At 66.0% G+C, this 11691-nt stretch carries 9 protein-coding genes and 1 pseudogene; all 10 read right to left on the minus strand.

All coding sequences use genetic code 11. From position 1 onward, the window contains the following. Positions 1-5 precede the first annotated feature (5 nt). Positions 6-914, minus strand: a complete 909-nt coding sequence (locus ACVMB1_RS22100) for an outer membrane protein assembly factor BamD (RefSeq protein WP_028332540.1) — start codon at positions 912-914, stop codon at positions 6-8. A 258-nt stretch (positions 915-1172) separates the two neighbouring features. Beyond that, positions 1173-2135 (minus strand): UDP-3-O-acyl-N-acetylglucosamine deacetylase, encoded by a 963-nt coding sequence (lpxC, locus tag ACVMB1_RS22105; RefSeq protein WP_076824136.1) that lies wholly within the window; start codon positions 2133-2135, stop codon positions 1173-1175. 350 nt (positions 2136-2485) lie between these two features. Then, the gene (ftsZ, locus tag ACVMB1_RS22110) at positions 2486-4276 is read right to left on the minus strand and encodes a cell division protein FtsZ (RefSeq protein ID WP_057015002.1); all 1791 of its coding nucleotides are present in this window, start codon (positions 4274-4276) and stop codon (positions 2486-2488) included. A gap of 89 nt (positions 4277-4365) precedes the next feature. Further along, positions 4366-5682 (minus strand): cell division protein FtsA, encoded by a 1317-nt coding sequence (gene ftsA / locus ACVMB1_RS22115; RefSeq protein ID WP_028332543.1) that lies wholly within the window; start codon positions 5680-5682, stop codon positions 4366-4368. Then, positions 5679-6689, minus strand: a complete 1011-nt coding sequence (locus ACVMB1_RS22120) for a cell division protein FtsQ/DivIB (RefSeq protein ID WP_057015001.1) — start codon at positions 6687-6689, stop codon at positions 5679-5681. The genes ftsA and ACVMB1_RS22120 overlap by 4 nt, the downstream gene beginning before the upstream one ends. Next, positions 6629-6923, minus strand: a pseudogene (locus tag ACVMB1_RS22125) (D-alanine--D-alanine ligase); the annotation flags it as partial. The pseudogene ACVMB1_RS22125 and the gene ACVMB1_RS22120, both read right to left, overlap by 61 nt. A 98-nt stretch (positions 6924-7021) precedes the next feature. After that, entirely contained in the window at positions 7022-8008 is a 987-nt protein-coding gene (locus tag ACVMB1_RS22130; protein ID WP_057015000.1) for a D-alanine--D-alanine ligase family protein, read from the minus strand. A gap of 107 nt (positions 8009-8115) precedes the next feature. Then, positions 8116-9036 carry a UDP-N-acetylmuramate dehydrogenase gene (gene murB / locus ACVMB1_RS22135; RefSeq protein WP_076824233.1) on the minus strand — a complete coding sequence of 307 codons (921 nt, stop codon included), beginning with the start codon at positions 9034-9036 and terminating at the stop codon, positions 8116-8118. Between the two features lie 2 nt (positions 9037-9038). Next, a complete protein-coding gene (gene murC, locus ACVMB1_RS22140) occupies positions 9039-10442 on the minus strand; it encodes a UDP-N-acetylmuramate--L-alanine ligase (protein WP_076824133.1) in 1404 nt (467 codons plus the stop codon). 120 nt (positions 10443-10562) lie between these two features. Next, positions 10563-11663, minus strand: coding sequence for an undecaprenyldiphospho-muramoylpentapeptide beta-N-acetylglucosaminyltransferase (gene murG / locus ACVMB1_RS22145; RefSeq protein ID WP_076824131.1), 1101 nt, complete (start codon positions 11661-11663; stop codon positions 10563-10565). Positions 11664-11691 lie beyond the last annotated feature (28 nt).

Below are 11691 nucleotides of genomic sequence, written 5' to 3' on the forward strand. Positions count from 1 at the left end.
AATTCCTAGCCGAGACCTATCTTCTTGAAGGTCCTGCTGATCCAGGATCCCTGATTCTCGCTCGGCTCGAGACCGCCGGACTTTACTAGATTATATGCGTCCTTGTACCAGCGGCTGTCTGGAAAATTGTGGCCCAGCACCGCGGCCGCGGTCTGCGCCTCGCCGGCGATGCCGATCGCCATGTAGGCCTCGGTGAGGCGGTACAGCGCCTCCTCGACGTGGCGCGTGGTCTGGTACTGCGTGACCACGGTCTTGAAGCGGTTGATCGCGGCGGTGAAGTCGCGCTTGCCCATGTAATAGCGCCCGACCGCCATTTCCTTGCCGGCGAGCTGGTCTCGCGCAGCCTGGATCTTGGACTTGGCCTGGGTGGCGTATTCCGAGGTCGGATATTTGCGGACCACCTCTTCGAGCGCCGCGATCGCCTTCTCGGTGCGGCTCTGGTCGCGCGAGATGTCCGGGATCTGGTCGAAATGCGATGCCGCGATCAGGTACTGGGCGTAGGACGCGTCCGGGCTGCCGGGATGCAGCGTGACGTAGCGGGTGGCAGAGCCGATGCAGCTGTCGTAGTCGCCCGCCTGGTAGAACGAATAGGCCGACATCAAGAGCGACTTGCGCGCCCAGTCGGAATAGGGATGCTGACGGTCGACTTCCTCGAACTTCTTCGAGGCGGCCTTCAGGTCCTTCTTCTCGTTCATCATGTACAAGCCCTCATTGTAGAGCTTGTCCGCGGGCTCATCGACGAACGTGTCGTCCTTGGCCATGAACTTGTCCCACAGCGCGCCGGTGCCGCAGCCGCTGAGCGGCATGGCCAGCACGATCAGCCCCGCCGCAAAACGCAGCGTGCGCGCGGCCTTGGTCAGGCCGGAGACGTCAGAAGAATTGCGTGATTCGAGCGCCATACGCATTGCCGACATGAATTGTAAAACCTGACGCCTTTGATGCGGTTAACGGCGACCCCACTCCACCCATGAACCGCGGTCATGGATGCAATATTTCCAGTGCCTTGACTGCCGTTACTCGCAACCGCAGGCCTGCTTAGCCGAAAAATGACCGTGGACCAACCGAATACGGAGCCATTCCGCCGGGAATAAGGCGACCCGGCGAAGCTCACAGCCTGCTGTGGTTATTACGGAAATTGGGCCCGACCGGCCAGGCGATCAGGACTTGGGCGATCAGGACACGTCCGGGCCATAGGCCGGGGCGACGAGGCCGCCCACGGTGCCTGCACCGGCTTCGACATGGCCACGGGCCGGCCGCCGAGCCGTCTCCGATTCGACCACCCGCCAGGCGCTGCGGTCGGCGAGCAGCGCCTTCAGCACCGCGTTGTTGAGCTTGTGGCCGCCCCGTACCGAACGGTAGCTGCCGAGCAGCGGCAGGCCGGCCAGCGCCAGATCGCCGATCACGTCGAGCACCTTGTGGCGGGCGCATTCGTCGGCGTAGCGCAGGCCCTCGGCGTTGAGCAGACGGGCCTCGTCGAACACCACGGTATTGTCGAAGGACGCGCCGAGCGCGAAGCCTGCACCCCACAGCCGCGCCACGTCGCTCATGCAGCCGAACGTGCGGGCCCGCGCGACCTCGCGGCGGAAACCTTCCGGCGACAGATCGAAGGTGAAGGTCTGGCGACCAATCACCTGGTTGGTGAAATCGATCTCGACTTCGGTGCGGAACCCGCCGGCGAACGGACGCAGTTCGCCAACCGATTCGCCGATCTTGACCTGCACCGGCTTCAAAACCTGGATGAAGCGGCGGACGCCGGGCTGGGTCACAATGCCGGCCTGATCGATCGCCGCGACGAACGCCGCAGCGCTGCCGTCCATGATCGGAACTTCGGCGCCGTCGACTTCGATGGTGGCGTTGTCGACGCCCATGCCGCGCAGCGCCGCGAGCACGTGCTCGGCGGTGGAAACCAGCGGCCCTTCGCGGTCACCCAGCACCGTCGCGAACTCGGTCGCGATCACCGCATCGGCGGTGGCCACGACTTCACGGTCGGAACCGTCGAGACCGGTGCGGACAAAAATAAAACCCGCATCAACAGGTGCAGGTCCCAGGGTGAGACTGACAGGAAGACCGGAATGAACGCCTACGCCAGTCACGGTGGCTTGCGACCGAAGCGTTGTTTGACGGCTGAACTTCATTCGATAATGCCCACTACCCGACTTCACTCAATTCAAGTGGCCAAATTTCCCCAAGGCCGACTCGCTTGAGCTCCCCAAGTCACGGCAGACCATAGTCACGGCCCTAAACCGCGCCAACTCACGCTTCTTTACCGATTGTTACCCCATCTCCGCCGCATTCACGCCCAAGGTAAACCAAACTACGGCAGCGAAAGCGGTCTTCGGCAACGCGCCATCTGACCACCGAAAGAATAATTAATCATTTAAAATCAGTTGCTTGTTCATCCGGCGCGATCGCCTGCCCGCGCCAAGGAAAAGGCCCCGGCGGTTCCCCGCCGAGGCCTTCTTCGTGGCCAAGATTGTAACAAACTTCAGTTTGCCTGCCGGCGCAGGAAGGCCGGGATATCAAGATGGTCGTCGCCCTGTGGCGCTGGGGCAACAGGTGCCTGGCGGCCATGAGCGTCCAGACCCTGCGGCGCAGGGCGCTTTGCATATTCGGATACCGGCGATTCGTTCGCCGAAATCTGCTGGGCGACGCTGCGGGCCGGCTTGCGCTCGGGCAGTGGCGGCATCGTCGGCATGGCCGGACCGGAGCTACGGGCCGCGATCGGCGGCTCGGTCTCTTCGTCGCGGCGGCCGAGGCCGACATTGGCCAGTCGCTGCAGCAGCGACAGGCGGGTCTTCTGCGGGTGTTCCGGTTCGCCGTCACCGCTGGCCTGGCGGATTTCGGCCTGCGCCGGCATCGGCAGATCCTCGAACTTCGGCATCCGCGGAGCACGGACCGGCGACCGTTCCGCCGCCTGCGGGATGAAGGTCTCGGGCGGCATCGGCTCATGCTGCTCGGCCCGGGCGGCCTCGTGGTCCGGGAACAGCGAGGGCTTCTGGGCAATCGGCCGCACGGTGACGTCACCGTAGGAGGCCGGCTGCATCGGCGCCTGGGCGGCCGGCGCGCTGTCGGGAGCAACCGCGGCGGCGATCGCCGCGAGCGCGGCGCGCTCGACGGCCGGACGCTGCTGCTGGCCGGCCGGAGCCGCAATCGGGGCGACCGTCACGCCGGTCGGCGGTTCCAGCTTCTGGGCACGCTCGGCCATGCGCTGATTGTCGGCACGCAGGCGGGCGGTCAGATCGGCCAGCCGGCTCTCCGGCGAACCGCCCGACTGCTGCGCGGCGGGAGCCTGGGCTCGGGAGGCGATCGCGGCCTGCTCGATACCAGTTGCGACCACCGAGACGCGAATGACGCCGTCGAGCGATTCGTCGAAGGTGGCGCCGACGATGATGTTGGCGTCGGCGTCGACTTCTTCGCGGATGCGGGTGGCAGCTTCGTCGACCTCGAACAGGGTCAGGTCCTTGCCGCCCGTGATCGAGATCAAGAGGCCGCGGGCGCCCTTCATCGAGCTGTCGTCGATCAGCGGGTTGGCGATCGCGGCTTCCGCGGCGGTCAGTGCGCGCTTCTCGCCGGTGGCTTCGCCGGTGCCCATCATCGCCTTGCCCATTTCGCGCATCACGGCGCGGACGTCGGCGAAGTCTAGGTTGATCAGACCTTCCTTGACCATCAGGTCGGTGATGCAGGCGACGCCCGAGTACAGCACCTGGTCGGCCATCGCGAAGGCGTCGGCGAAGGTGGTCTTCTCGTTGGCGACCCGGAACAGGTTCTGGTTCGGAATGATCAGCAGCGTGTCGACCACCTTGTGCAGCTCGGCGATGCCGTGCTCGGCGGTGCGCATGCGGCGCTGACCTTCGAAGTGGAACGGCTTGGTCACCACGCCGACGGTGAGGATTCCCATCTCGCGCGCGGCCTTCGCGATCACGGGTGCAGCACCGGTGCCGGTGCCGCCGCCCATGCCGGCGGTGACGAACACCATGTTGGCGCCGGTGAGGTGATCGCGCAGCTCGTCCATGACCTCCTGCGCGGCCGCAGCGCCGACGTCGGGCTGCGAACCGGCGCCGAGGCCCTGGGTGACCTGGGTGCCCATCTGCACGATGCGCTGCGCCTTCGACATGGTCAGCGCCTGCGCGTCGGTGTTGGCGACGACGAAGTCGACGCCCTGCAACCCGGCGGTGATCATGTTGTTGACGGCATTACCACCCGCGCCGCCGACGCCGAAGACGGTGATCCGCGGTTTCAGCTCGCTGATGTCAGGGGGTGTCAGATTGAGTGCCATGGTTGCCTCTCTCGATTATGCGCGCGTTGGTTCGTCCCGGCCGCTGGCCGCCGGAGCTGGTGAAAATGCAGTGAGCCGGGGTGCGGTCATCAGAAGCCCTCGCGAAGCCATCGTCCGACCTTTCCGAAGTAACCGTCTGTCCCTGTCCTGAGCTGCCGCGTGCGCCGCGGTTCGACATGTTCAAGATGTGCGTATTGCGGATAGACCAGGAGGCCCGTCGGCACCGAGAATGAGGCGCCCTTCGCCTCGTTCGGCAGCCGGCCGAAGCCGAGCGGACGGCCGATGCGGACCTGACGGTTCAGGATGCGGGTGGCAAGCTCGACGGTGCCGGTGAGCTGCGAGGCGCCGCCGCTCAACACGACGCGCGCCCTCGGCTCTGCCGCAAAGGGGGAATCCGCGAGCCGGTCACGGACCATTTCGAAAATCTCCTCGGCGCGATGCCGGACAATGTTCGCAATCGTGGCGCGGGACACGATTTGCGGTGTCTCCCGATCATCGCCTGCAGTGGGAACGGACATCAGCTCGCGCGAGTCCGAACCGCCGGTCAGCACCGTGCCGTATAAAGTCTTGATTCGCTCGGCATCCGCAATGCACGCGCCGATGCCGCGCGCAAGGTCCATCGTGATGTGTTGTCCGCCCAGCGCAAATCCGGATGCGTGCACGAGACGTCCGCCGGAGTATGTCGCGATCGTGGTCGATCCCGCACCCATCTCGACAACGGCAGCGCCGAGATCGGCCTCGTCATCGGTCAGCACCGAGAGGCCCGCGACATAGGGGCTCGACGCCATGGCTTCGACGTTGAGATGGCAGCGCTCGACCACCAACATCAGGTTCTTGGCAACCGTCGCGTCCGACGTCACCACGTTCATGTCGACGCCGAACTGGCGCGCCACCATGCCTCGGGGATCGCGGATGCCCTTGACGCCGTCGAGTGCGTAGCCGACCGGCAGCGCGTGCAGCACGGTGCGGCCCGCGCCGGCGGCGTGGCGCATGCCGGCGGACGTGACGCGGCTGATATCGTCCGAGGTCACCGAGCCGCCGCGGATATCGGCCGCGGCCTCGACCAGCTGGCCGTGCTGCCGGCCGCCGGAGACCGACAGCAGGACGGATTCGACACGGACCTTGGCCATGCGCTCGGCCAACGCCACCGCGTGGCGCACCGCCTTCTCGCATTCGGCGAGATCGACCACGGAGCCGGCCTTGACGCCGCGCGACTGGATCTGGCTGTAGCCGATCAATTCGACCGCATGGGTGCGTCCGCGCAGCGCCTCGTTCGGCGGCGATGGCCTCAGCCGCGCGATCATGCAGGCGATCTTGCTGGAGCCGACATCGAGCGAAGCCACCATCGCGGTGCGCTTCTGCATCGGGCGGGTCTTCGGGGTCAGGTTGCGATCGAGGCCGGTCATGCGGAGTCACCGGCCTTCTTCTTGGACTTCTTGTCCTTGAACAGTTCGTCGCGCGCCTTGCCGGCGTCCTCCGACAATTGCACGATCAGCCGATCGGGCAGCCGCATGTCGACGGCGACAATGTCGCGCGAGAACAGCTTCTCGTCCTTGTCGAGCCTGGAGAGCGCAGCGAGCGCGTTGCCGACGTCGTTCTCTGGCAGGCGGACGTCGAGACCGTCCTTGAGGCGCAGGTTCCAGCGCCGCTCGCCGACGAAGATCGCCGCCTTGGTCACCGAACGGACCTGCGGATAACGGTCGAGCAGCGCCAGGAAGTCGTGGGCCCTGACGTCGGCGCCCTTGCCGACCACCAGCGGCAGATTGAGGAAGCGGCGCGAGACGTAGGGCTCGAGCACCGCGCCGTCGGAGGCGATCACCGACAGGCGGCCGTTCTGCTGCCACAGCGCGAAGGCGGTGCGCTCGACGATGTCGATCTGCAGCCGCCCCGGATAGAGCTTCAGGATCGTGGCATCCGCGATCCAGGGATTGGCCTTCAGCTTGGCGCGCACGGTGTCGGCGTCGAGGAACAGCAGCGAGGAGCGGCCGTTGACGCCGCCGATCGCGAGCACCTCGTCCTGGCTTAGCTGCTTGCGGCCGTTGATGCCGACGGTGGTGATGCGGAAGCCGGCGGTATTGGCAAGCGCGTTGCGGGCATCGCTGAGCGCGGTGGTGAATTCCTCGACATGACCACCCTTGACGATGCCAAGGCCCAGGCTGCCGAACAGGATCGCGAGCGTCGCGACCAGCCCGATGCGGCGCGGCAGATAGCGTTCGACCATCAAGATGTAGCGGTTCGGCGGCTCGCGATCGATGATGACTTGCGGCCGCTTGGCGGGACGCCGCCTGCGGCGTGCGAGATGGGCGCCGACATACTCGCGCAGCAGCACCGCCGCTCCAATAGCGGCTGCTCTCAGGTCAGCTTGAGGCCCCAGCGATCGCAGCGATCGGGTGAGGCGTCCTGCACCATCCATTGCACGAGCTCGTCACATGTTGCGCCCGCAAACCCCGCGGGTCCCGGCACAAATCACGTCTCGGCTAGACCGGTGGGATTAGAGTGGCCCCCTGTTCCCTGGTTGCGATCCTCGAAGCGGTAATCCGCGACAGCTCACGCCCCGGCAGCCAAGCGCTACATGCGCCGCCAGCGTTAACCTTCGGGCTTCCTGGTAAACAAAGGGTAAATGACTTCGGCCTGGAGCGTGTTTTGATCAACGCTGTGAGTACTTTGCCGCGAACTCGTTAGCATTTTAGCAACAGCGCCCGGGTTCCGTCCGGCCGACCAGGGCGGGTTCCCCCCGGCCGGGCATTAACTTCGGACGCGGCGGCGGGCCAGCTCGATCTGGTCGGTGAGGAAGTCGGAAAAGGCGATACCCTGTGCTTTCAAGGCCTTAGGGTACAGTGATGCCGCGGTGAGCCCCGGCAGAGTGTTGGTCTCGAGATAGACCGGGCCATTGGCCGAGACGATGAAATCGCTGCGCGAGTAGCCGGTGCAGGACAGCGCGCGGTGCGCCCGCAGCGCATGGTCCATGATCGCGGCGCTGACCTCGGGCGCGAAGCGGCCAGGACAAATCTCCTGGGTCGACTTCAAAAGGTATTTGGCTGTGTAGTCGAAGGTTCCCTCCCCCGGCACGATCTCGATCGGCGGCAGCGCGAACACGGAGCCGTCGGACTGCTCGAGCACGCCGCAGGTCGCCTCCACGCCCGATACGAACGGCTCGATCAGATACTCTTCATGCTTCGCGGCATTGCGGACCGCGACGAGATCCTGCTTCGCGTTGACGAAGATCAGCCCGTAGCTCGATCCGTCCTTGGCCGGTTTTGCGATCAGCTTGCCGTGTTTCGCAAAGGCGTCATCGATCTGTTCGACATTGATGCCCTGCGGCGCGTTGAGGCCCGCGATCGCGGCGAAGCGCTTGGCCGACGGCTTGTCGAACGCCAGATGCGACGATGCCGAGCCGGAGCCGGTGAACGCGACGCCGCGCATCTCGCACATCGCCTGCAACTCGCCATTCTCGGCGCGGCCGCCGTGCAAACCGAACACCAGCACACGCTGCTCGGCGCTCGCCTTGTCGAGCGCCTGGTCGAGTGCGATGCCGCGACCGTCGGGTTTGAAGTCGACCTCGAACGGACGCGTGTGGCCGAGCAGTTTTTCCGACGTCACCGCGTGCACGGTGTCGTCAACATCCCAGAACCAGAGATCCGCGTCGGGCAGCGCGCGGTGCAGCGCCTGCGTGCTCGCCACCGAGACCAGACGCTCCTTGTTGGTGCCGCCGAACAGAATGGTCACCTGCATCTTCTTTGCCTGTCTTCGCTGCTTCCGTCATTCCGGGATGGTCCGAAGCACCAGACCGCACTCTCGAGATTCCGGGTTCGATGCTGCGCATCGCCCCGGAATGACGACTACGATGAATTCCCGATCCGCTTGATTTCCCAGTGTAGCTCAATTCCGCTGCTTTGCTTGACCCGTTCACGCACCGTCTCGCCGAGCGTCTCGATGTCGTGCCCGGTAGCGTTGCCGGTGTTGATCAGGAAATTGCAGTGCATCTCTGACACCTGCGCGCCGCCTATTTTGAGGCCGCGACAGCCGGCGGCATCGATCAGCTTCCAGGCGCTGTTGCCGGGCGGATTCTTGAAGGTCGAGCCGCCGGTCTTCTCGCGGATCGGCTGCGCGGTCTCGCGATGGCTCTGCACCTCGTTCATGCGGGCGCGGATCGCCTCAGCATCGGTGATCGTGCCGCGGAAGCGCGCCGAGGTGAACACGATCGACGGATCGGCGCCGCTGTTGCGATAGACGAACTTCATGTCGGCATTGCCGAACGTATGCTTCGTTCCGTCGCGGCCGATGCCGGTGGCCTCGATCAGCACGTCCTTGGTCTCGCCGCCATTGGCGCCGGCATTCATGCGCAGCGCGCCGCCGACGGTGCCGGGAATGCCGAAGAAGAATTCCATGCCGCCGATGTCAGCCGCCGCAGCCGTCTCGGCGACGCGCTTGTCGAGCGCCGCAGCGCCGGCGATGACGACATCGCCGGCCGCGCTGGTCTCGCCGAACGCGCGCGGCGCGAGCCGGATCACGACGCCGGGCATGCCGCCATCGCGCACGATCAGATTGGAGCCGACGCCGACGACATAGACCGGCAATTCCTGCGGCAGGCGCTTCAGGAAATATGCGAGGTCATCTTCATCTGCCGGCGTGAACAACACCTGTGCCGGGCCGCCGACGCGAAACCAGGTCAACTCGGCCAGCGACTGGTTCGCCAGCAGCCGCCCGCGCAGCTCCGGCATCGCGGCTTTCAGGTCGGGCGTGATGTCGGGGAAGGTCACGATCACCCCAACGCCTTCAATTCGCCGGGCAGCGCGTAGGCCCATTGCGTGATGTTGCCGGCGCCGAGGCAGACGACGAGGTCGCCGGGCTTGGCAAGGCCGTGCACGATCTTCGCGAGCTCGCCCGCGTTCGGCAGCGGCACCACATTGCGATGGCCGTGGGCGCGCAGGCCGGCGGCGAAATGATCACGGTCGACGCCGGCGATCGGCGCCTCGCCGGCCGGATAGACCTCGGCGACCACGACCGCATCGGCGTCGTTGAAGCAGGTGCAGAATTCCTCGAACAGCGATTGCAGGCGGGTGTAGCGATGCGGCTGTACCACGGCGACGATCTTGCCGTTGACGGATTCCCGCGCCGCCTTCAGCACGGCTGCGATCTCGACGGGATGATGACCGTAATCGTCGATCACGGTGATGCCGTTGGTCTCGCCGGTCTTGGTGAAGCGCCGCTTGACGCCGCCGAAGCCGGCCATGGCCTGGCGGATGACGTCGTCGGACACGCCAAGCTCGTGCGCGACCGCGATCGCCGCCGTCGCATTCGATGCGTTGTGGCGCCCCGGCATCGGCAGCATGATATCGGCGATCTCATGGATCGCGCCGGATTTGCGATCGCGGATCGCGACCGAGAATTTCGAGCCGCCCCCCATCGGCGTCAGATCCTTGAGCTGCGCATCGGCCTGCGGGTTCTGGCCGTAGGTGATGATGCGGCGGTCTTCGATCTTGCCGACAAGAGTTTGCACCACGGGGTGATCGGTGCACATCACGGCAAAGCCGTAGAACGGGACGTTCTCGACGAAATTGCGGAACGCGTCCTGGATCGCCTCGAAGGTCTTGAAGTGATCGAGATGCTCGGGGTCGATATTGGTGACGATGACGACATCGGACGGCAGCTTCAGGAAGGTGCCGTCGCTCTCGTCGGCTTCGACCACCATCCAGTCGCCGGCACCGAGCCGCGCGTTGGAGCCATAGGCGTTGATGATGCCGCCATTGATCACGGTCGGATCGAGCCCACCGGCATCGAGCAGGGTCGCCACCATCGTCGTCGTGGTGGTCTTGCCATGGGTGCCGGCGATCGCGACGCAGCTCTTCAGCCGCATCAGCTCCGCCAGCATCTCGGCGCGCCGCACCACCGGAATGCGTCGCGCGCGCGCCGCCATCAGTTCAGGATTGTCGCGCTTGATCGCGGTCGAGACCACGACGACATCGGCGCCATCGACATTCTCGGCGGCGTGGCCGACCGAGACCTTGGCGCCCTTCTTGCGCAAGCGGTCGAGGTTGTAATTGTCCGAAGCATCGGAACCCTGCACGGTGTAGCCGAGATTGATCAGCACTTCGGCGATGCCGCTCATGCCGATGCCGCCGATCCCGACGAAGTGAATGGGTCCGATCTCGCGCGGCAGTCTCATGATGCTAACACCTTCATCGTCTCCGGACTCACCCCGGCAATTCTCCGACTTATGAAAGACTGATATGGCCGGGACAAGCCCGGCCATGGCGTCCCACGGCCGAAATTCCTCGAAAGCGGCCTAAATTCCGGCCACTTTCGCAACCAGATCGGCCAGCCGCTCGGCGGCATCGAGCCGGCCGACGCCGCGCGCGGCTTCCGCCATCGCGGTCAGTTTCGCGGGCTCGGCGGCGAAGGCCGAAATGTCAGCGGCCAGCCGCTCGGACGTGAAGTCGCTCTGCGCGATGCGCAGCGCGCCGCTCGCCTGCGACAGCACGCCGGCATTGGCAAACTGGTCCTGATCGATCGCGCCGGGCAGCGGCACCAGGATCGAGGGCCGGCCGATCGCGGCGAGTTCGGCCACCGTGCCGGCGCCGGAGCGCGAGATCACGAGCTGGCTCGAGGCGAGGCGCGCCGGCAGGTCGGCGAAGAACGGCGCGAGCTCGGCGTTGATCTTGAGCCGGTCGTAGACGGCGCGCACCCGATCCATGTCTTCTTCGCGCACCTGCTGGGTGATGATCAGGCGGCTCCACAGCGCGGGCGCGAGCTGCTCGATCGCCGGCGGCACGATATCGCTCATCACCCGCGCGCCCTGGCTGCCGCCGACGACGAGCAGGCGCAGCGGCCCGTTCGCCTCGGGCGGCGTGTATTTCACCGCAGCGGCCGCAAGGATCGCCGGCCGCATCGGTGTGCCGACCGTGGTGGCCTTGCCGGCCAGCGCGGGATCGCGATCGAGCACGCCGGGCAGCGAGGTCGCGATCGCGTTGACGCGGCCGGACAGGAAACGGTTGGCGCGGCCGAGCACCGCATTGGCGTCATGGATGATGCCGGGAACGCCGAGCAGCCGCGCCGCCATCAGCGGCGGCAAGGTCGGGTAGCCGCCGAAGCCGACCACGGCCGCGGGCTTCAGCCGCCGCACCAGACTGGCGGCGACCAGCGTGCCATAGCCGAGCATCAGCGCGGTCCGCGCCAGCGAGATCGGGTTGCGACTGCGCACGGTCGCGCTCGGCACGAGGTCGATGCTCTCCCGGCCGAACAGGCCGGAATAGCGCAGCGCGCGGCCGTCGGTGGCGAGCCGGACCCGCAGGCCACGCCTGATCAATTCCACGGCGAGCGCTTCGGCCGGGAACAAATGGCCGCCGGTGCCACCGGCCGCCAGCAGAATCAGGGGCGCATTGTCCATGGTTTCCAGATAACCGACACGACCGTCA

This window comes from Bradyrhizobium sp. USDA 4504 (assembly GCF_054063995.1).